Source organism: Streptomyces shenzhenensis (genome assembly GCF_021462265.1).
GTDB classification, from domain to species: domain Bacteria; phylum Actinomycetota; class Actinomycetes; order Streptomycetales; family Streptomycetaceae; genus Streptomyces; species Streptomyces shenzhenensis.
This window is the reverse complement of sequence record NZ_JAJONF010000008.1, coordinates 189,552-210,197: the sequence shown is the minus strand read 5'-3', so window position 1 is coordinate 210,197 and position 20,646 is coordinate 189,552. Positions and strand designations below refer to the sequence as shown.

Sequence of the window (20,646 nt, the reverse complement as noted above, 5' to 3'; positions counted from 1 at the left end):
TGAGACGGTGCGTGAGCCGGGGGCGGGGCTGTGCCAGACTGCCTCCGTGCTCTCGTTCGCCACGATTATTGGCAGCAGGCGCGCCGGTCCGCAGTGACCACCACGTACGACCAGGTACGGGTGGCCATCGTCGTCCTCGACCCGCGCGCAGACCTCTCGCACCCGCGAGGGGTTTTTTCGTTTTCCGGCCCACCTACAGCCGGACGGCGAGCGCGAGGGACCATGGAGGGACGGTGGAGCCGGTCATTCCGGTACGACCGAGACAAGACATCAGGAGCCTTGAGACCATGACCGAGACGGAAACCCACGAGCTGGACGACTCGTTCCACGTCTTCGACACCACGCTGCGCGACGGCGCCCAGCGCGAGGGCATCAACCTCACCGTCGCGGACAAGCTGGCCATCGCACGGCACCTGGACGACTTCGGGGTGGGCTTCATCGAGGGCGGCTGGCCGGGCGCCAACCCCCGGGACACCGAGTTCTTCGCCCGTGCCCAGCAGGAGATCGACTTCAGGAACGCCCAGCTGGTCGCCTTCGGCGCCACCCGCCGGGCGAACGCCAAGGCGGCGGAGGACCCCCAGGTCAGAGCACTGCTGGAGTCCGGCGCCCCGGTGATCACCCTGGTGGCCAAGTCCCACGACCGGCATGTCGAGCTGGCCCTGCGCACCACCCTGGACGAGAACCTGGAGATGGTCCGCGACACGGTCTCCTTCCTGAAGGACCAGGGCCGCCGGGTCTTCGTCGACTGCGAGCACTTCTTCGACGGCTACCGCGCCAACCCCGAGTACGCGAAGGCCGTCGTCCGGGCCGCCGCCGAGGCCGGCGCCGACGTGGTCGTCCTCTGCGACACCAACGGCGGCATGCTTCCCGCCCAGGTCAACGCTGTCGTCTCCACCGTCCTCGCGGACACCGGGGCCCGGCTCGGCATCCACGCCCAGGACGACACCGGCTGCGCGGTCGCCAACACCCTGGCCGCGGTCGACGCCGGCGCCACCCACGTCCAGTGCACGGCGAACGGCTACGGCGAGCGGGTCGGCAACGCCAACCTGTTCCCGGTGGTCGCGGCCCTGGAGCTGAAGTACGGCAAGAAGGTGCTGCCCGAGGGCCGGCTCCGCGAGATGACCCGTATCTCGCACGCCATCGCCGAGGTCGTCAACCTGACGCCCTCGACGCATCAGCCGTACGTGGGAGTCTCGGCCTTCGCGCACAAGGCCGGCCTGCACGCCTCCGCGATCAAGGTCGACCCCGACCTCTACCAGCACACCGATCCGGCCCTGGTCGGCAACACCATGCGCATGCTGGTCTCCGACATGGCCGGCCGTGCCTCGGTGGAGCTCAAGGGCAAGGAGCTCGGCGTCGACCTCGGCGGCGACCGTGAACTGGTCGGCCGGGTGGTGGAGCGAGTCAAGGAACGCGAGCTCCAGGGGTACACCTACGAGGCCGCCGACGCCTCCTTCGAGCTCCTGCTGCGCGCCGAGGTCGAGGGCAGGCCGCGCTCGTACTTCCGGGTCGAGTCCTGGCGGGCCATCGTCGAGGACCGCCCCGACGGCACCCACGCCAACGAGGCCACGGTCAAGCTCTGGGCCAAGAGCGAGCGCATCGTCGCCACGGCCGAGGGCAACGGCCCGGTCAACGCCCTCGACCGCGCCCTGCGGGTGGCCCTCGAAAAGATCTACCCGCAGCTCGCCAAGCTGGACCTGGTCGACTACAAGGTCCGCATCCTGGAGGGCAAGCACGGCACCGAGTCCACCACCCGCGTGCTGATCTCCACCTCCGACGGCAGCGGCGAGTGGTCGACGGTGGGCGTCGCGGAGAACGTCATCGCCGCCTCCTGGCAGGCCCTGGAGGACGCGTACACCTATGGCCTGCTGCGCGCGGGCGTGGAGCCCGCCGAGTAGCCCCGGTTCAGCAGGAGTCCTCGGCGAGCTTCTCGAACTCGCCGAGGCCCATCACCCGGCCGTCGGCCCAGACCTGGCCGGGGCGCAGCGCGGTGATCTGTTCGGTGGTGAAGTCGGCGATGCCGTTGTACGAGTCACCGGTCACGTAGTGCCCGAAGCTCAGCGTGTAGTGGTGCCGGGGGAGCAGCTTCTGTGCCCCACGATGCCGTGCCCGCCACGTGCCGGGCGGCGAGAACAGCGGGAACCGGGCATCCCCGGACCGTTCGCCCTTGGCGTCCCAGCCGGTGGTGACCGGCCTCTCCTGTGTGCCCCTGGCCCAGCCGTCGAGCGCGAGCCCCTGGTAGTGGTCGTCGCCGCACGGCCGGATCAGCGCGTACGGGGACCCGTCCGCCCCAGCCTGCACTCCGGCCAGCGGCAGATCGACGGCCCCGCACCCGCTCAGCAGCAACGCACCGGCGGCCGTGCCCAGCACGGCCGCCGCCCCCGTCGTACGTCTCACGGCGCTCCTACTGCAGATGCCACTTCTGGTTGGCGGCACCCGTGCAGGACCAGATCTGTGCCCTGGCCCCGTTCGCCGACGAGTTGTCGGTGACGTCCAGGCACTTGTTCGCCGCCGTGTTCACGACATCACCGGTGGACGAGTTGTACGACCACTGTTGCGCACCGGTTCCGTTGCAGTCGTACAACTGCACCTTCGCCCCGTCCGCCGTCGAACCGGACGTCACGTCCAGACACTTGCCGAGCGCCTGGACGGTCCCGTCGGTTCCCACCGTCCACTGCTGGGCGGTGGTGCCGTTGCAGTCGTAGAGCTGGACGGCCGTGCCGTTCGCGCTCGAACCGCCCGCCACGTCCAGGCACTTGCTCGCGAGCCCCACGAACGCGCCGGTCCGCGCGGCGCCGCCCGACTGGGTGCCGGACCAGGTGAAGGTCGCCGAGGTCTTCCCGGGGAGCGAGTAAGTGGCGTGCTGCGCACCCCAGTTGATGGTCACCGTCTGCGCGCTGGACGAGTCGTTGTAGGCGATCAGCGCCTTCGAGCCGTCCGGGTTGCGCCAGGCCACGTTCGGCACGGCGCTGGACGCGGTGGAGGCGATCCGCTGGGCGCCGGGCCGCACGAACTTGGTCAGGTGGCCCATGTCGTAGTACTCGACGGTGTAGTCGACGGTCCCGCTCGCGCCGTCCCCGTTGTGCACGGTGATCAGACCGGTGCAGGTGCCGCAGCCGCCGTTGTGCGGGCCCATGTTCTGGTCCACGGCCAGCGACCACTTGGTCACCGACTTTGCCCAGTTGCGGGTGTAGTCGATGATGTTGGACATGTCCTCCTTCTGCTGGTCGGCGACCCAGGTGCCGCCGGAGTGCTCGGTGCCGAAGGCGTCCAGCGTGGGGTACTTGTCGTGCACGGTGGTCTGCTCGGAGACGTCGCCGCCGTAGCCGTGCCAGGCGATCCCGCCGAAGTTCGGGTGGTCGCGGATCGCCGGGTCGTCGACGAGGGCGGCCGCGTAGGAGTCGTACACGTCCCAGTTCCAGTCGTGGGCCAGGACCTTGGTGGACAGGCCGGCCGACTGGAGCTGCGGCAGCAGGTCGTTCTTGAGGAAGTACTGCAGGCCGGAGGCGTTCCAGCTCATCGACGGGTAGCCGGAACAGCAGGTGGGTTCGTTCTGCGGGGTGACGTAGGAGACGTTGACGCCCTGGGCCTGGTAGGCCTGGAGGTACTTCACGAAGTACGCGGCGTAGGCGGCGTAGTCCTCCGACTTGAGCCAGCCCCCGTTGAGCGAGCCGCTGTCCTTCATCCAGGCCGGCGCCGTCCATGGCGAGGCCATGACAGTCAGAGAGGGGTTCAGTTGGAGCGCCTGCCTGGTGAGCGGCACGACGTCCGCCAGGTCGTGCGCGATGGAGAAGCCGTTCAGGCTGGGGTCGGTCTGCCCGGCGGGTACGTCGTCGTAGGTGTACCCGTACCGCGCCAGGTCCGAGGCGCCCATCGGATTGCGCAGGAACGACAGCCCGATCCCGTTCGTCGGCGAGAACAGCTTCTGCATGGTGGCGTCCCGGGTGGCCTGGGACAGCGCCCCGCTGCTGTTCATCAGCCAGGCCGCGGTGTCCGTGAAGGACGCGCCGCCGCCGGTGAAGGTCTGGTAGCGGGTGTTCTCGTCGACCGTGATGTTCGTGCCGCCGCCCCCGGTCCCGGACTGGAAGGCGAACGGCGTCTGCGCCTGCAGCCCGCGGGTGACATGGCGTCCCGCGGAGTCGTCGGTGGTGGTGAGGTACGCGGTGACCTGCTCACCGGCCGCGTGCGCCGGGGGCACGACGGCGCTGAAGCCGGCCGCGGTGAGCAGGCCGGCCAGCAGCAGGCGCAGTGCGTGGGGGGTGCTTCTCATGGACACATCGCCCTTCCTGACGGGACGTCTTGACGGGGGTGCGAGCCGTTAGTTAACTCACGACGTGATCTAAGCCATGAGTGAACTGTGAGAGCCCCGAGTGAACCAGAGAGTCGAGGGAAGGTCCATGGCAAGAACCGCCCTGCTCGTCTCCACCGCCCTGCTCGCAGCCCTGATCCCGCTGTCGGCCGCCGATGCCGCCGCCGGCGCCGCCGACCCGGCCCCCACCCCCGTCGACCGCTTCGAGGGCGAGGTCCCCTTCGCCTCCCAGCCCGCCGAGGGCATCTTCACCTGGGGAAGCGACAGCGACGACCCGCCCGCGCTCCGGTTCGCCGACCGCGCCGACGCCCCCGAGGGAGCCAAGGTCCTCTCCGGGACCTACGACATCAGCGGCTACGGCGGCTTCACCCACGACTTCGCCGCCACCGAACCCGCCCACGACTGGTCCGCCCACCAGGGCATCCGCTTCTGGTGGGACGGCCAGGACAACGGCGGGAAGGTCGCCTTCGAGATCAAGGACGGCGGTGCGAACGGCGAGGCCTCGGAGCTGTGGACGACGTCGTTCACCGACGACTTCTCCGGCTGGAAGCAGATCGAGATCCCGTTCACCGACTTCGTGTACCGGACCGACTACCAGCCCGTCGGCGGCATCGACCACGTCCTCGGCCTCACCCAGATGTGGGGCTACGCGGTCACCCTCCCCGTCGGGGTCCAGGGCCGGTTCGCCATGGACGACGTCGAGCTGTACGGCAAGGCGGACCAGGCGCTGCGGGCCTCCGTCAGCACGGACGCGGCCGTCTACCCGGTCAGGGAGGGCGGCACGGCGACCGTGAAGGTCACCGTCGCGACCACCGGATCCGCCCCGCTCGACGACCCGGTCACCGTCGCGTACGAGACGACGGGCGGGACCGCCGGCGCGGGCAAGGACTACGCCCCCGTCTCCGGCACCCTCACCTTCCCCGCGGGCACGGCCTCCGGGGCCACGCGGACCGTCGAGGTGCCGACGCTGCGGGACCGGTCCGCCGAACCGGCCGAGACCGTCCCGCTGAAGCTCACGGTCACCGGCGCCAAGGCCCCCGCCGAGACCCCGCAGGTCGTCATCGACGCCCACGGACTGCCCTATCTGGACACCAGACTGCCGGTGCGGAAGCGGGTCGCCGACCTCCTCGCCCGGATGTCCCTTCAGGAGAAGGCCGGCCAGATGACCCAGGCCGAACGCGGGGCCGTGGGCAGCGGCGGTGACGTCACCGCGTACGACCTGGGCTCGCTGCTCTCCGGCGGCGGCTCGACGCCCACGCCCAACACGCCCGCGGCCTGGGCGCGGATGATCGACGACTTCCAGCTCCGGGCGCAGGCCACCCGGTTCCAGATCCCGCTGATCTACGGCGCCGACGCCGTGCACGGCCACAACAACCTGGCCGGCGCCACGATCATGCCGCACAACATCGGCATCGGCGCCACCCGCGATCCCCGGCTCGCCGAGCGGACCGGCGCGGTGACCGCGTCCGAGGTCCGCGCGACCGGCGTCTCCTGGGACTTCGCACCCTGCCTCTGCGTCACCCGTGACGAACGCTGGGGCCGCTCCTACGAGTCCTTCGGCGAGGACCCGGCGCTGGTGAAGACCATGGAGACCGTCATCCAGGGCCTCCAGGGGCGCGCGGACGGACGCGACCTGAAGGACGCCGACAAGGTCCTGGCCACCGCCAAGCACTTCGTCGGCGACGGCGGCACCGCGTACGGCTCGTCCACGACCGGGACCTACACCATCGACCAGGGCGTCACCACGGTCACCCGGCAGCAGCTGGAGGCGATCCACCTGGCGCCGTACCGGACCGCCGTCGACCGGGGCATCGGCAGCGTCATGCCCTCGTACTCGTCCCTGGAGATCGTCGGGGACGGCCAGGGCCCGGTGAAGATGCACGCCCGGGCCGACATGATCACCGGGGTGCTCAAGGGCCGGATGGGCTTCAAGGGCTTCGTGATCAGCGACTGGAACGCCATCGACCAGCTCCCCGGCGACTACGCCGCCCACGTCCGCACGGCCGTCGACGCGGGCGTCGACATGATGATGGTCCCCTACGGCTACAAGGACTTCAGCTCGACCCTGATCGACGAGGTGAAGGCCGGCCGCGTCACCGAACAGCGCGTCGACGACGCGGTGTCCCGCATCCTCACCCAGAAGTTCAAGCTGGGCCTCTTCGAGCACCCGTACACCGACACGTCCGGCGCCGCGAGGATCGGCTCCACCGCGCACCGGGCCGTCGCCCGGCAGGCGGCCGCCGAGTCGCAGGTGCTGCTGAAGAACTCCGGTGGCGTCCTGCCCCTGAAGAAGTCCCAGAAGGTGTACGTGGCCGGGTCCGACGCCGACGACCTCGGCAACCAGACCGGCGGCTGGACCATCACCTGGCAGGGCGCCTCCGGCACCCACACCACCGGCACCACCATCCTCCAGGGCATGAGGAACGCCGGGGGAGACGTCACCTACTCCCAGGACGCCTCGGCGCCGACGAGCGGCTACGACGTGGGTGTGGTCGTGGTCGGCGAGACCCCGTACGCCGAGGGCGTCGGAGACGTCGGCAACGGCAACGACCTGGTGCTGTCCGCCGCCGACCGGGCGGCCGTGGACAAGGTGTGCGCGGCCATGAAGTGCGCGGTGCTGGTCGTCTCCGGACGGCCGCAGCTGATCGGCGGCCAACTCGGCGAGATCGACGCCCTGGTGGCGTCCTGGCTGCCGGGCACGGAGGGCGACGGGGTGGCCGACGTGCTCTACGGCAGGAAGGCCTTCACCGGTCAGCTCCCGGTCACCTGGCCGAAGTCCGAGGCGCAGCTGCCGATCAACGTGGGCGACGCGTCGTACGACCCGCAGTACCCGTACGGCTGGGGGCTGACCACCCTGACGAAGGCGCCCAAGGGCGGCGAGGCCACCCTGAAGGCGCTCGGCGCGGCGGCGAGGGCGGCTGAACGGGCGGGTTCCGGCCCGGCCGGCCGGAAGCTGGTCACCGAGGCGCGGCTGCTGGTCCAGGCGAAGGCCGGGCAGTCGCTCACGGCGGCCGTCTCGAAGCCCTTCGCCGACGCGGACCACCTGCTGCTGACCGGCAGGTACGCGGCGGCGGTGGAGAAGCTGACGGAGGCGTACCGGGCAGCGTAGGGGGACATCCCGCTCCGGGAGGCTTCGGGGTACTTTCGAACCATGAAGGCGGTGCGACGGACCACCCGAAGCCTCCCGGCCCTGCTGTTCCTGGCGTGCGCGCTGGCGCTGGTCGCCCTGACCGCGTCCGCCCGGCCGGCCGGCGCGGCGACCGGCGTCTCGGCGATCGCCGACGCCCTGCGCCGCAGCCCGGTGTACGTCGACCCGGCGGCCGCCGGCCAGCTCTCCGCGGCCGACGCCGACAGCCTGGCCCGGCAGATCAAGGACGCGGACAAGCCGCTGTTCATCGCCGTCCTGCCGGCCGGCTACCCCACCGGGAACCTCTTCACGAACCTGCGCACCGCCACCGGCGTCACCGGCCTCTACGCGATCCGCCTCGGCGACCGCTTCGACGCCCGCGCCGACTCCTCCGTCGTCCCGCGGACGGCCGTGCAGAACCTGGTCACCAGCGTCCAGGGCGAGACCGCCAAGACCCAGCTGACCGATTTCACCGACCGCGCCCTGACCAACATGGGCGGCAAGGCGCCCGCGTCCTGGGGCAGCCGCGGCACGGGCGGCTCAGGGGCGTCCGGTACGGCGCTGATCGCGATCGGAGCCGTGGTCGTGGCCGCCGGGGCGGGCACGTACGCGCTGGTCCGCCGGAGCCGCCGGCGTCACGAGGAGGAGCGGCGGGCCGCCCTGGACCGGCTCCGGGTGGTCGTGGACGAGGACATCACCGCGTTCGGCGAGGAACTGGACCGCCTAGAATTCCACCCGGCCGAGCCGGGCGCCGACGACGCGATGCGAGCGGACTACGAGCGGGCACTGAACGCCTACGACCAGGCGAAGTCCGCCATGGCCGCCGCCCGCGGACCGGAGGACGTCAGGTCCGTCACCGAGGCGCTGGGAGGCGGCCGCTTCTCGCTCGCCCAGCTGGCCGCCCGCCGGGAGGGCCGCCCGCTCCCGGAGCGCCGCCCGCCCTGCTTCTTCGACCCCCGGCACGGCCCCTCGGTCACGGACGCCACCTGGACGCCGCCCGGCGGCGCGCCCCGCGAGGTCCCGGTCTGCGCGGCCGACGCCACCCGCCTGGCCGACGGCCGCGACCCGGCGGTCCGCGAGGTCGACACCGAATACGGCCGCCGCCCCTACTGGGACGCGGGCCCGGCCTACGGCCCCTGGGCGGGCGGCTACTTCGGCGGCGGCATCCTCCCCGGCCTCCTGATCGGCACGGCTCTGGGCGGCTGGATGTCCGCGCCCGCCTACGCGGCCGACTACGGCACCGGGTACGGCGACTTCGGCACCGGCGGCTACCAGGGCGGCGACGTCTCGGGCGCGGACTTCGACCCCGGGGACTTCGGCGACTTCGGGGGCGGGGGCGACTTCGGCGGCGGGGGCGGGGACAGCGGGGACTTCGGCGGCGGCTTCTGACCTACCCGGCGTCGCCCAGCCGCTCCATCACGGCGGCCGCGAGCAGCAGGACCCCGCGCTCGGTCTCGCCCAGTGACTCAAGGGCCCCCGCCAGCCAGGCGTCCCGCTGCGCCATGTCGTCCTCCAGCGCCCGCCGCCCCGCCCCGGTCAGGCTCAGCACGGACTGCCGCCGGTCCGACGGGTCCGGCGCCCGCCCGACCAGCCCCTCCGCCTCCAGCTCCGCGAAGACCCGGGTCAGCGACTGCGGCCGCTGCCGCTCGGCGGCCGCGACCTCGCCGGGCGTGGACGGCCCGTGCCGGTACAGATGGCCGAGCACCGACAGCTGATTGGGACTGAGGCTCCCGTCCCCGCGCTCCTGCCGCAGCCGACGGTTGAACCGGAGGACGGCACGACGGATACGGGCGGCTTCGGTGAGGTGCTCCATGGCAGCAGATCGTACGCGCAAACTTACTACTGGCCGCCGCGAAATACCCGTACTCTCGCCTCTGTGACCGTCAAACTCATACGCAATGCGTACGAAGCAGCTCTCACGATGGCGGCCGTGCTGCTCTCCTGGGGAGCCGCGCTGGCACTGGAGAGGACGGCCGGGCTGCACACCGACGTGCTGGTCCTCGCGGTCGCCCTCACCCTGACCCTCGCCTCGACCCAGCGCACCGCAGACACCCGCCGACGGCTGATCTCACTGGTGCTGCTCCCGGCGACGGCCGCCGCCTCGATCCTCGTCGGCCGCCTGCTCGCCTCCCACTACACGGCGGGCGCGGCCGTCTACACGGCCGGGATGGCACTGGCCATCTGGATCCGCCGCTACGGCCCGGCTGCCACCAAGGCCGGCACGCTGATCGCCCTCCCCCTGGTGGCCCTGCTCGTGGTCCCCGGCCCCGCACTCCCGGCGCGGGCCCAGAGCGGGCTGGTGACCTGGGGCTGGTCCGCGCTGATCGGGCTCATGGCGTGCTGCTCGGTGTGGCTGGTCCAGGGCCTGGCCGACCGCTACGGCCCCTGGCGCGCGTCCCCGGCTCCCGACCCGCCCCCGCGCCGCTCCCGTCTCCACCCACGCCCCAGCACCCGCATGGCCCTGCAAATGGCGGCGGCCGTCGCAACCGCCTTCGTGCTGGGCCGTTTCCTCTTCGACAACCACTGGCCGTGGGCCGTCCTGACCGCGTATGTCGCCGCGAGCGGCAACCGCGGCCGGACCGACGTCCTGCGCAAGGGGATCGAGCGCCTGGCCGGGGCGTGCGTGGGGACGCTCCTGGCGACGGCGGTGGCGGAGGCGGGCGTCACGGGCCACACCTCCGTGGCCCTGATGTTCGCCGTCCTGGCCGTCGCCCTGTGGCTGCGCCCCCTCAACTACGCGTACTGGGCAGCCGGCATGACCACGGCCCTGTCCCTGCTCCTCGGCTACTTCGGCCAAGACGCGGCGTCCCTGCTGCCGACCCGCCTGGCGGCCATCGCGGTGGGCGCGGCCCTGTCGGTGGCCTCGGCGTGGTGGCTGCTGCCGGTCCCGAAACGCCGGGCCGCAGCACGCCACCATCAGGACGAAGCCGGACACGCGGTGGCGTAACGCAGCCCGGCGGCATGTCACCAGGCGGGCGGGGAAGGCCCGTTGACGGCGGCGGAGGGCTGGTCCGGGTGCAGCCCGAGCCGCCACGACTGCATCCCGACGCACTCGGAAAACGGCCGGGGGCTGCTGCTGGCCAGCCTGCTCGCGGACAAGTGGGGGGTGATCTCGGGCATGGCCACAGGTACGGGCCGTGACTGATGCGAGCCGAGCCTCGTTAGGGGAAACGTACTTCCGGGAAACGTACTTCCCGTAACTTCGCTCTGGAGGCGTCCATGCCCCGGTCTCGCTCCCACCTTCCGAAACCCCCGGACATGTTCGCCCGCGACTGGGAGTGGAGCGAGCTCACCGCCTTCGCGGGCGACGAAGGGCCGGAGGCCACCATGGCCGTCGTCTCCGGTCGGCGGCGGCAGGGCAAGTCCTTCCTGCTCGACTCGCTCGCCCGAGCGGCCGGGGGCTTCTACTTCTGTGCCTACGAGGCCACGGAGGCCGAGTCGCTGCGCCGCTTCGGTGAGGAACTCGGCCAGTACGGCGGCAGCATCGCGCCGATGCGGTTCGACCGCTGGGAACAGGCGATCGACGCGCTCCTCGTCCTCGGGAAGGAGCGGCCCCTCCCCGTGGTCATCGACGAGTTCCCCTACCTGGCCAGAGCGACCCCCTCACTGCCCTCGATCGTGCAGGTGGCGTACGGCCCCCGGCGGCCGGAGCGGCTGGAGTCCCGAACCCGCCTCCTGCTCTGCGGAAGCTCTCTGTCCTTCATGGGCAAGCTGCTCAGCGGCACGTCGCCGCTCCGCGGCCGCGCCGGTCTCGAACTCGTCGTGCATCCGCTCGACTTCCGCCAGGCCGCGGCCTTCTGGGGCATCGACGACCACCGGCTCGCGCTCCTCGTCCACAGCGTCGTCGGCGGAACTCCCGCCTATCGCAGGGAGTTCGTACGCGACGACACGCCTGCCGGCCCGGCCGACTTCGACGCCTGGGTCTGCCGTACCGCGCTCTCGCCCCGCTCGCCGCTCTACCGTGAGGCCCGCTACCTCCTGGCGGACGAGTCCGACCTGCGGGATCGGGCCCTGTATCACTCGGTACTCGCGGCGCTCGCGTCCGGCAACGCCACGGCGGGCCGGATCGCCGGCAGTCTGGAGCGGCCCACCAGCGACATCACCCATCCCCTCACCGTGCTCCAGGACTGCGGACTGGTGCGCCGGGAGAAGGACGCGTTCCGCAGGAACCGCAGCGTCTACCGTGTCGGCGAGCCGCTCATCGCCTTCGACCATGCCATCTCCCGGCCCAGACTCCCTCTGCTGGACCGGGGCATGGCGGAGCAGGTCTGGGAGAGCTCCCGGGCACGGTTCCTCTCCGCCGTGGTGGGGCCGCACTTCGAACAGATCTGCCGGGAATGGGTCACCCACTTCGCGGCTCCAGAGACCTTCGGGGGCATGCCGATCGATGTCTCGTACGGGACCGTCCCGGATCAGGCGGAGCGCACCGGACATGAGATCGACGTGGTCGTACGGGGAGCTGTGGGCCAGGACAGCGGAGTGCTGCTGTCCCTGGGCGAGGCCAAGTGGGACCAGGTGATGGGGCTGGGGCATCTGGAGCGGCTGCGTCACGTCGCCACGCTGCTGGCCGGCCGCGGAGCCGACATGTCCGCCGTCCGGCTCGCCTGCTACAGCGGAGCCGGGTTCACCGACGACCTCCGGGCGGCGGGCGACCGGGGAGAGGTGGTGCTGGTCGACCTGGCGCGTCTGTACGAAGGTGAGTGAGCCAGGTGACCTCGAAGGGCCCGGCGACCTGGACGCCGGTGGCACCCGGCTCGCGACGTCGCGTCGAGCGGGCCGGTCTCCGGGGGCCGGACACGGCCGAGCGCCCGGCCTCAGGGGAGTGGGAGGCGGGCGCTCGGTGGGCAGTGAGGGGGTCGGCGGGGCGGCGCCGCGGGCTCACGCGTTCTTGATCGCCGAGATGTCGAAGTGCAGCTTGATCTTGTCGGAGACGAGGACGCCGCCGGTCTCCAGCGCCGCGTTCCAGGTGACGCCCCAGTCGGAGCGCTTGATCTCGGCCTTGCCCTCGAAGCCGACGCGCTCGTTGCCGAACGGGTCCTTGGCGGCGCCGTTGAACTCCAGGTCGATGGTGACCGGCCTGGTGACACCGAGGATCTCGAGGTCGCCGGTGATGCGGTAGTCGTCGCCGCCGAGGGACTCCGCCTTGGTGGAACGGAAGGTCATCGTCGGGAACTCGTCGGTCTTGAAGAAGTCGGCCGACTTCAGGTGACCGTCACGGTCGGGGCTGCCGGTGGTGATGCTGTCCATCTTGATGTCCAGCGACGCCGTGGACTTCGACGGGTCCACGCCGTCCAGGTGCAGGGAGCCCTCGAACTCCTGGAAGCTGCCCTTGACGTTGGTGACCATCGCGTGGCGGGCCACGAAACCGAGCGTGGTGTGCGAGGGGTCGATCGTGTAGTCACCGGTCAGCGCGGCGGTGTCCGCGGTCGTGCCGGCGGCGGTCGTCTCGTCGTTCTTGCGGCTGAAGATACCCATGACGTGCTCCTTGGGGGACGGGGGTCGCGACTTCGGTGCGGCCTTGATGTTTAAAGTTCAATGAACTCAACGGGAGACACCGTAGACCTATTCCGTTCAATATTCAACATCATTGGGGTGTGTCGGAGTGTCGGGGTGTCGGAGTCGTCGCTTGTCGTGCTGTCGCGCCGCCTGCCGGGGTGGCAGGGATCTGCTGGGGGGCTAGGCTCTGTGTGGGTGAACCGCCGTCCGGAGTCCTTCGTCACTCCGTGGGTGGTATGGACCGGCCGTGAATGTGAGGCGGGTCTCAGTATCCGCTTTGTGGCACCCCTACAACAGCCAAGCCCCCTGAGCAGTCGGAACGGCTGCATGCGGTCCTGGTTCTGTTCGGTGGTTCCAGGAAAACACGCCGGAGACTGTACGGAGTCGACGTCTCGCATTCCTTGGTGTCCTTCGTAAGGTCACTACATGACCGTTTTGGAAGAGACGACGGGCGACCCCACCGGTGAACCGACGGACGCGCGCGGGCGGGTCGCCGAGCTGCACGACATCCGTGCGGTGGCCGTGGCGGGCCCCAGCGAGAAGGCGACCGAGGCGCAGCACGCCAAGGGCAAGCTGACGGCCCGGGAGCGCATCGAGCTGCTCCTGGACCCGGGTTCCTTCCAGGAGGTCGAGCAGCTGCGCCGGCACCGCGCGGTGGGCTTCGGCCTGGAGGCCAAGAAGCCGTACACCGACGGTGTCGTCACCGGCTGGGGCACGGTCGACGGTCGTACGGTCTTCGTCTACGCGCACGACTTCCGGATCTTCGGCGGCGCCCTGGGCGAGGCCCACGCCACCAAGATCCACAAGATCATGGACATGGCCATCGCGGCCGGCGCCCCGCTGGTCTCGCTGAACGACGGCGCCGGCGCCCGTATCCAGGAGGGCGTCAGCGCCCTCGCCGGCTACGGCGGCATCTTCCAGCGCAACACCAAGGCGTCCGGTGTCATCCCGCAGATCAGCGTGATGCTCGGCCCGTGCGCGGGCGGCGCGGCCTACAGCCCCGCCCTCACCGACTTCGTCTTCATGGTCCGCGAGACCTCGCAGATGTTCATCACCGGCCCGGACGTCGTCAAGGCGGTCACCGGCGAGGAGATCACCCAGAACGGCCTCGGCGGCGCCGACGTGCACGCGGAGACCTCCGGCGTCTGCCACTTCGCGTACGACGACGAGGAGACCTGCATCGCGGAGGTCCGCTACCTCCTCTCCCTCCTCCCGCAGAACAACCGCGAGAACCCGCCCCGGGCGGAGTCGGCGGACCCGATCGAACGCCGCGGCGACGCCCTCCTCGACCTCGTCCCGGTCGACGGCAACCGGCCGTACGACATGACCAAGGTCATCGAGGAGATCGTCGACGACGGCGAGTACCTGGAGGTCCACGAGCGCTGGGCGCGGAACATCATCTGCGCGCTGGCCCGGATCGACGGCCAGGTGGTGGGCATCATCGCCAACCAGCCGCAGGTGCTGGCGGGCGTCCTGGACATCGAGGCGAGTGAAAAAGCTGCGCGCTTTGTTCAGATGTGTGACGCTTTCAATGTTCCGATCGTCACATTCCTGGACGTACCGGGCTTCCTCCCGGGTGTCGACCAGGAGCACGGCGGGATCATCCGCCACGGTGCGAAGCTCCTCTACGCCTACTGCAACGCGACCGTGCCCCGGATCTCCCTGATCCTGCGCAAGGCGTACGGAGGTGCCTACATCGTGATGGACTCCCAGTCGATCGGTGCCGACCTGACGTACGCCTGGCCGACGAACGAGATCGCGGTCATGGGTGCCGAGGGAGCGGCCAACGTGATCTTCCGCCGTCAGATCGGCGCGGCCGAGGACCCCGAGGCCATGCGGCAGAAGATGGTCAAGGAGTACAAGGCCGAGCTCATGCACCCCTACTACGCGGCCGAGCGCGGTCTGGTCGACGACGTCATCGACCCGGCCGAGACGCGCGAGGTGCTTGCCAGGTCCCTGGCGATGCTGCAGACCAAGCACGCCGACCTGCCGTCCCGTAAGCACGGCAACCCCCCGCAGTAATCCTGCGGAAACCTCTCTCACGGAGACTGACACCCATGAACGTGCCTGACATCCGCGTCGAGAAGGGCAATGCCGACCCGGAGGAAGTCGCCGCTATCACGGCGGTCCTCCTGGCCCGCGCGGCCGCCCGGCCGACCGCCGACGACACCGAGCAGACCCACCGAGGCCGCGCCAAGGCCGGCTGGCGCCGCCTGGAGCGCGAGAACGGCTTCCGCGCCCCGCACAGCTGGCACGGCTAGGCTGCGCCGCTCAGCCGACAGCACGTAGGACAAGGGCCCCTCTTGCTTGAGAGGGGCCCTTCTCCGTGTGCGCCAAGGGCTCTCAGGCCGTCCGGCACCGCCGTCGGGACTCAGCGCCGTTGCCGCGGGAAAAAGTTCGGGCCCCTTCACCGGAAGGGGCCCTGCACGCGCCCCTTCAGGGGCGCTGGGGGTGCCCCCAGCCTTCGGCTGGGGGAGGAACTGCGCGACAGGCCACGGACTACCCGCAGTCGGCGAGCGACCAGTCGCGGCAGCCCGGTCGCCGAACTCAGCGCAGCCGAGCCATAAGAGCATGCTCCACCAGCGTGATCAGCGCCGACTTCGCATCGGCCCGGTGCCGCGCGTCGGTCGTGATGATCGGCGTGTCAGGCCCGATCTGCAGCGCCTCGCGGACCTCTTCGGGGTTGTAGGGCTGGTTGCCGTCGAAGCCGTTGAGGGCGATGACGAACGGCAGGCCCGAGTTCTCGAAGTAGTCGACCGCGGGGAAGCAGTCGGCGAGGCGGCGGGTGTCGACCAGGACGATCGCGCCGATGGCGCCGCGTACCAGGTCGTCCCACATGAACCAGAAGCGGTCCTGACCGGGGGTGCCGAACAGGTACAGGATCAGGTCCTGGTCCAGGGTGATGCGGCCGAAGTCCATGGCGACCGTGGTGGTCGTCTTGTCCCCGGTGTGGGTGAGGTCGTCGATGCCGGCAGACGCGGACGTCATCACGGCCTCTGTGCGCAGCGGGTTGATCTCCGAGACAGCGCCGACGAACGTGGTCTTGCCCACGCCGAAGCCGCCCGCCACCACGATCTTCGCGGAGGTGGTGGAGCGGGAAGGACCGCCGCTAGAGCTTGCGAAGTCCACTGAGCACCCTTTCGAGCAGTGTCACGTCTGGCTGGCCGCCGGCGTTCTCGTCGCCGCCGGGCTGATGGATGGCGACCAGGCCCGCCTCCGCCAAGTCGGCGACGAGGATCCTGGCCACGCCGAGAGGGATTGTCAGGAGGGCCGAGATCTCGGCCACCGACTTGATCTCCCGGCAGAGGTTGCAGATCCGCTGATGCTCGGGCAACTGGCCCTGCATCTGGTGCGGCTGCGCGGTGGTGTGCACCAGCGCCTCGATGGCGAGCTGGTACCGCGGGCGGGTCCGGCCGCCGGTCATGGCGTACGGACGCACCAGGGGGTTGTGCGCCCCGGAGGCCGGTGCCGACTCGGGGCGGCGCTGCGGCTGCACCGGCTGGATGCGCGGCGCCGGCGGCTGGTCGTACGGCGACGGGCCAGGGCCCTGTGGCGCGTACGGCTGCCGGTGGCGTGGAGCGGAGGGGAAGTTGTACCGGTTCCCGGAACCGTCGGTCGGGCCCTGCGCAGGCCCGTACGACCAGTCGCCGTGATTAGAACCGCCTGGGGGTGTTGCCACTCTCTCTCCTCCTCCGACCGTGCCGGGCACCCATCCTTGTGGAGCCGCGTCCCGAAACCTTACGGCCCCGGGACGCCAAAACGCACCGTCTGACTATTAGTTGAGAAGGCTTCCCTGGAGTTCCGCACGCAGATCCGGGGTAAGAACTGTGCCCGCACGGTCCACCAAAAGGGCCATCTCGTACCCAACCAGGCCGATGTCGGCCTCCGGGTGGGCCAGGACCGCAAGCGAGGAACCATCGGAAATGGACATGATGAACAGGAACCCCCGCTCCATCTCCACAACCGTCTGATTCACACTGCCGCCCTCGAAAATCCGGGAGGCGCCTGCCGTCAGAGACGTCAGACCGGAGGCGACGGCCGCGAGCTGGTCGGCGCGGTCGCGGGGGAAGCCTTCGGACATCGCCAGAAGGAGTCCGTCGGCGGAGACCACCACCGTGTGGGACACCCCCGGGGTGTTGTCCACGAAGTTGGTGATCAACCAGTTCAGGTTCTGTGCCGCCTGGCTCATCGGGCTCACACTAACGCTCCTGGTTGTAGGTGCTGTCAGGACCGAAGCCCTGGCCGTTCGTTTCACTGCCTGCGTTACGCCCGCGTTGGACGCCTCGGCGCAGGTTGCTCAGCCTGCCCCGGACATCCTCCGGAGCGCGGGAGACCTGTGGGCCTCCCTGGGGGGTGCTCGCGGCGGCTCCCTCGACCAGGTTGGCCTTGGGCACCCGCCTCGGCAGGCCGGAGGAGGTGACCCCGCCCGCCTTGGGCTTGCGCAGCGCCGAGGCCTGCTGCCAGCGCTCGTCGTTCTGCGAACGCCAGGAGCTGTCGCCGCCCGGCTCCGGAGCCGAGGCCGCCGGTGCCGAGGCCGGAGCCTGCTGCTCGGGACCCGCGCCGTTCGGGCTGCCGGCGGCGGAGCCCCGGCGGGGCAGCCCGGCGTCGGTCAGCTGGTGGCCGGCGGCGGGAGCCGCGCCCGGACGGTCGAAGCCTACGCGGTTCCGCTCGTCCACGTCACCGGCCTGCGCGGACTCGGCCTCCGGAGCGTACTGGGCCGGGTAGCCGTTCTGGTAGCCGTCCTGCTGCGGCCAGTCGTCCTGGTAGGGCTGCTCGCCGAAGGCCGGGAACGCCTCGGCGGCGGCCTGCGTGGCCGAGGGCTCCTCCTGGACCGGCTCCTGGTAGGCGGTCTCGGGATAGCCGCCGTTCGCGGAGAACGCCTCGGGCGAGAAAGCCTCGGGTGTGAACGCCTCGGCTGAGAACGCGTCGTTCTGCGGCAGGCCGCCGTTCGGCGCGTAGTACTGCCCGTCGTACGTGCTCTGCGGCTGTTCCTGGTACGCCGGCTGCCCGTCGTAGCCCGTGGGCTGCTCCTGGAAGCCTGTGCCGTTCGTGCCGTAGCCCTGTTGGCCGCTGTCGAACTCGTCGGCGTACGCCGGGATCTCCGCGGTCTCCTGCGGGTTCTGGGCGGTCTGGGGGAGCTCCGCGCCCTGCGGGGGCTGCGCCTGGGACTCCAGGGCCGCGCGGCGCTCCTCGCGCAGCAGGGAGCGGCCCACGGGGTCGAGGTCGCGGATGTCGTCGGGGACCTCGATGTAGCGGCTGTCGTCGAAGCCGAGTTCGGCCGCCGTACGCATCGGCTGGAGCTGCGGCTGCTGGAAGCTCTCACCCTGGAACTGCTGCTCCGGGATGATCTGCGAGACGGTGAACTCGTCGCGGTCCAGCGGCTGTTCGCCGCCACCGCCGTGCGTGATCGCGTCCGGCAGCATGACCAGCGAGGTGGTGCCGGCCTGCTCGCCGGAGGGGCGCAGCTGGACCCGGATGCCGTGCCGGTCGGACAGCCGGCCCACCACGAAGAGGCCCATGCGCTGGGAGATCGCGGCGTCCACGGTCGGCGGGTTGGCCAGCTTGTGGTTGATGTCCGCGAAGTCCTCGACGGTCAGGCCGATGCCCTTGTCGTGGATCTCGATCATGACGCGGCCGTCGGGGAGACGGGTCGCGGTGACGCGGACCTTGGTCTGCGGGGAGGAGAACGTGGTGGCGTTCTCCAGGAGCTCGGCGAGCAGGTGCACGAGGTCGGTGACCGCGCGGCCGTGGATCTCCGCCTCCGGGACGCCGGAGAGCTCGATGCGCTCGTACTGCTCCACCTCGGAGGAGGCGGCGCGCAGCACGTCCACCAGCGGGACCGGCTGGTCCCAGCGGCGGCCGGGCTCCTCGCCGGCGAGGACCAGGAGGTTCTCGCCGTTGCGGCGCATACGGGTCGCGAGGTGGTCCAGCTTGAAGAGGTTCTCCAGCTGGTCCGGGTCGGCCTCGTTGTTCTCCAGGTCGGTGATCAGGGTCAGCTGGCCCTCGATCAGCGACTGGTTGCGGCGCGACAGGTTGGTGAAGATCGCGTTGATGTTGCCCCGCAGCAGGGCCTGCTCGGCGGCGAGCCGGACGGCCTCGCGGTGGACCTGGTCGAACGCGCGGGCGACTTCGCCGATCTCGTCGGTGGTGGTGATCGGGATCGGCGCCACCCGGGTGTCGACCCGGCCGGGGTCGGTGCGGGAGAGCTGGTCGACCAGCATCGGCAGGCGCTGCTCGGCGATGCCGAAGGCGGCGTTGCGCAGCTGGCGCATCGAGCGGGACATCTGCCGGGCCACCATGCCGGCCAGGATGAACGCGGCGAGCAGCGCGACCATGACCGCCGCACCGGTGATGAAGGCGTCCGTCTTGGCGTTGTCGGCGATGGTGGAGGCCTCACTCACCGCCTTGTCGGCCAGGTCCGACTCGATGGTGCGGTAGGCCTGGTACTTGAGGGTGTTGACCGTCCACCAGTTCTCGGCGGTGATGCCCTGGGCGGCCAGCGCCTGGCGGGTGACGGGGTCGGTGTTCTGCAGCGTCGCCAGCGCCGAGACCATCGTGGTGGTCTTGGACGGCGGAGCCACGTACTTCGGGTCCTTGGCCTTGGCCTGCTGGACCAGTGCCGCGCCGTCGGCCTTGATCTTCTTTTCGAGGTCGGTCAGCTTCTGCGCGTCGGCCTCGGTACCACCGCCGAGGTACTCCTCGACGGCGATGCCTTCGAGATAGGCGTACGACGAGAGGGCGACCCGCTGGGTGGCCAGGTTGCCGTCGTCCGGGCCGGGCTTGACCAGCAGGTGCATGCCGATCGACCGCTCCAGCGACAGGGCCGCCTTGGTGAGCGAGATGGCGTAGACGGTACGGCCGTAGGAGGTGATGTTTCCGGTGCCCAGACCGAGCTCGTTGGCGAACTCCATCAGGGGGTGGGCGACCTCGACGTACCCCTCTTCGGTCTTCACACCGGTGAGCTTGTTGGTGTACGCGAGGGTACGCAGGGCCGCGAGTTTGGGCTCGGCCTCGCGGAACAGCTTCAGGCGGCGCTCCAGGCCCGGCTTCTTCGGCATGTTCTTCGCGGCGGCGTCGAACGCGTCGGCGGCCTTGTCGGTCTCGGCACGCGCCTGGGTGACCGTCGCCTTGTCCTTGTTCAGGAGCAGCGGTGCCGCGCTGACGTCACGCTCGTTGTAGAGGGCGTCGCCGTAGGTGAGGGCGGCACGGACCAGGCGCGCGGTGTTCTCCGCGTCCCGGGCGTCCTGCCAGGTGTCGATGGAGCTCTTCACCTGGAAGCCGCCCATGACCAGACCGACGGCCACGGGTATGAGCAGAATCGCGTTCAGCCTGGTCGGCACACGCCAGTTCCGCGGCGAGAAACGGCCGCCGCTCTTCGCGGGCGCGGCCGGTGGTTCCGCGGCTGGCACAGGGGTGGGCGCCGCAGCGCGCGGCGGCGGGGTGAAGTTGCCCCGTGCCGACGGCTCGGGACCGTTCTTGCTTCGCCTCACTCGACCAACAACCTCTCGGCGGCGGGCACCTGTCGTCGTGCCGCAGTCTCTCAGAGCCCGGTGTGTCACAGACCACTACTCAGTACGTCTCGGACCATTGGGCAGTTCAGGCATTCCAGCATGGGGGCCGGTGCACTTCCAAACAGTCCATCGGGGCAGAGTACGGCGATGTAAGCCACAGATAAAACGGTCATAAAGAGCGAGCCCCGCCAAAAGGCGGGGCT

15 protein-coding genes are annotated in these 20,646 nt (G+C 70.5%); 7 read left to right on the top strand and 8 right to left on the bottom strand.

Translation table 11 applies throughout. The features are described 5' to 3' along the window. The first annotated feature begins 287 nt into the window (after positions 1-287). A complete protein-coding gene (gene cimA / locus LQ326_RS14215) occupies positions 288-1,898 on the top strand; it encodes a citramalate synthase (RefSeq protein WP_234536304.1) in 1,611 nt (536 codons plus the stop codon). Between the two features lie 7 nt (positions 1,899-1,905). On the opposite strand, the gene LQ326_RS14210 is transcribed toward cimA, so the two are convergent. Next, positions 1,906-2,397: a hypothetical protein gene (locus tag LQ326_RS14210; protein WP_234536302.1), complete on the bottom strand. Its 492-nt coding sequence runs from the start codon at positions 2,395-2,397 to the stop codon at positions 1,906-1,908. A 7-nt stretch (positions 2,398-2,404) separates the two neighbouring features. Further along, on the bottom strand, positions 2,405-4,270 hold the full coding sequence (locus tag LQ326_RS14205; RefSeq protein ID WP_234536300.1) for a ricin-type beta-trefoil lectin domain protein: 1,866 nt from the start codon (positions 4,268-4,270) through the stop codon (positions 2,405-2,407). A 127-nt stretch (positions 4,271-4,397) separates the two neighbouring features. On the opposite strand from LQ326_RS14205, the gene LQ326_RS14200 reads away from it, so the two are divergent. Next, positions 4,398-7,418: a glycoside hydrolase family 3 protein gene (locus tag LQ326_RS14200; protein ID WP_234536297.1), complete on the top strand. Its 3,021-nt coding sequence runs from the start codon at positions 4,398-4,400 to the stop codon at positions 7,416-7,418. Positions 7,419-7,460: 42 nt separating this feature from the next. Further along, positions 7,461-8,825, top strand: coding sequence for a hypothetical protein (locus LQ326_RS14195; RefSeq protein WP_234536295.1), 1,365 nt, complete (start codon positions 7,461-7,463; stop codon positions 8,823-8,825). 1 nt (position 8,826) lies between these two features. On the opposite strand, the gene LQ326_RS14190 is transcribed toward LQ326_RS14195, so the two are convergent. Then, positions 8,827-9,249 carry a MarR family winged helix-turn-helix transcriptional regulator gene (locus LQ326_RS14190; RefSeq protein ID WP_234536293.1) on the bottom strand — a complete coding sequence of 141 codons (423 nt, stop codon included), beginning with the start codon at positions 9,247-9,249 and terminating at the stop codon, positions 8,827-8,829. A gap of 63 nt (positions 9,250-9,312) precedes the next feature. Between LQ326_RS14190 and LQ326_RS48285 the strand changes: the two genes are divergently transcribed. Both LQ326_RS48285 and LQ326_RS14180 read left to right on the top strand, forming a co-directional pair. Next, the gene (locus tag LQ326_RS48285; RefSeq protein WP_234536291.1) at positions 9,313-10,383 is read left to right on the top strand and encodes an FUSC family protein; all 1,071 of its coding nucleotides are present in this window, start codon (positions 9,313-9,315) and stop codon (positions 10,381-10,383) included. Positions 10,384-10,655: 272 nt separating this feature from the next. After that, a complete protein-coding gene (locus LQ326_RS14180) occupies positions 10,656-12,140 on the top strand; it encodes an ATP-binding protein (protein WP_234536290.1) in 1,485 nt (494 codons plus the stop codon). Positions 12,141-12,314: 174 nt separating this feature from the next. Here the strand turns inward: LQ326_RS14180 and LQ326_RS14175 are convergent, their stop codons facing one another. After that, entirely contained in the window at positions 12,315-12,911 is a 597-nt protein-coding gene (locus LQ326_RS14175; RefSeq protein WP_234536289.1) for a YceI family protein, read from the bottom strand. A gap of 447 nt (positions 12,912-13,358) precedes the next feature. Between LQ326_RS14175 and LQ326_RS14170 the strand changes: the two genes are divergently transcribed. Next, positions 13,359-14,954: an acyl-CoA carboxylase subunit beta gene (locus tag LQ326_RS14170; RefSeq protein WP_234536287.1), complete on the top strand. Its 1,596-nt coding sequence runs from the start codon at positions 13,359-13,361 to the stop codon at positions 14,952-14,954. A 35-nt stretch (positions 14,955-14,989) separates the two neighbouring features. Further along, a complete protein-coding gene (locus LQ326_RS14165) occupies positions 14,990-15,193 on the top strand; it encodes an acyl-CoA carboxylase subunit epsilon (RefSeq protein ID WP_189264102.1) in 204 nt (67 codons plus the stop codon). A 286-nt stretch (positions 15,194-15,479) separates the two neighbouring features. On the opposite strand, the gene LQ326_RS14160 is transcribed toward LQ326_RS14165, so the two are convergent. From LQ326_RS14160 to LQ326_RS14145, 4 genes are all read right to left on the bottom strand, one after another. Further along, entirely contained in the window at positions 15,480-16,061 is a 582-nt protein-coding gene (locus tag LQ326_RS14160; protein ID WP_046729246.1) for a GTP-binding protein, read from the bottom strand. After that, positions 16,042-16,611, bottom strand: a complete 570-nt coding sequence (locus LQ326_RS14155) for a DUF742 domain-containing protein (RefSeq protein ID WP_234536285.1) — start codon at positions 16,609-16,611, stop codon at positions 16,042-16,044. The genes LQ326_RS14160 and LQ326_RS14155 overlap by 20 nt, the downstream gene beginning before the upstream one ends. Positions 16,612-16,707: 96 nt before the next feature. Then, on the bottom strand, positions 16,708-17,121 hold the full coding sequence (locus LQ326_RS14150) for a roadblock/LC7 domain-containing protein (protein WP_033321188.1): 414 nt from the start codon (positions 17,119-17,121) through the stop codon (positions 16,708-16,710). Positions 17,122-17,131: 10 nt separating this feature from the next. Continuing rightward, positions 17,132-20,422, bottom strand: a complete 3,291-nt coding sequence (locus LQ326_RS14145) for a sensor histidine kinase (protein WP_234536283.1) — start codon at positions 20,420-20,422, stop codon at positions 17,132-17,134. Positions 20,423-20,646 lie beyond the last annotated feature (224 nt).

Excerpts from the sequence above, each read along its gene's own strand:
- cimA (WP_234536304.1), top strand. The coding sequence starts at position 288 with ATGACCGAGACGGAAACCCACGAGCTGGACGACTCGTTCCACGTCTTC.
- LQ326_RS14205 (WP_234536300.1), bottom strand. The coding sequence starts at position 4,270 with ATGAGAAGCACCCCCCACGCACTGCGCCTGCTGCTGGCCGGCCTGCTC.
- LQ326_RS14200 (WP_234536297.1), top strand. The coding sequence starts at position 4,398 with ATGGCAAGAACCGCCCTGCTCGTCTCCACCGCCCTGCTCGCAGCCCTG.
- LQ326_RS14195 (WP_234536295.1), top strand. The coding sequence starts at position 7,461 with ATGAAGGCGGTGCGACGGACCACCCGAAGCCTCCCGGCCCTGCTGTTC.
- LQ326_RS14190 (WP_234536293.1), bottom strand. The coding sequence starts at position 9,249 with ATGGAGCACCTCACCGAAGCCGCCCGTATCCGTCGTGCCGTCCTCCGG.
- LQ326_RS14180 (WP_234536290.1), top strand. The coding sequence starts at position 10,656 with ATGCCCCGGTCTCGCTCCCACCTTCCGAAACCCCCGGACATGTTCGCC.
- LQ326_RS14175 (WP_234536289.1), bottom strand. The coding sequence starts at position 12,911 with ATGGGTATCTTCAGCCGCAAGAACGACGAGACGACCGCCGCCGGCACG.
- LQ326_RS14170 (WP_234536287.1), top strand. The coding sequence starts at position 13,359 with ATGACCGTTTTGGAAGAGACGACGGGCGACCCCACCGGTGAACCGACG.
- LQ326_RS14165 (WP_189264102.1), top strand. The coding sequence starts at position 14,990 with ATGAACGTGCCTGACATCCGCGTCGAGAAGGGCAATGCCGACCCGGAG.
- LQ326_RS14150 (WP_033321188.1), bottom strand. The coding sequence starts at position 17,121 with ATGAGCCAGGCGGCACAGAACCTGAACTGGTTGATCACCAACTTCGTG.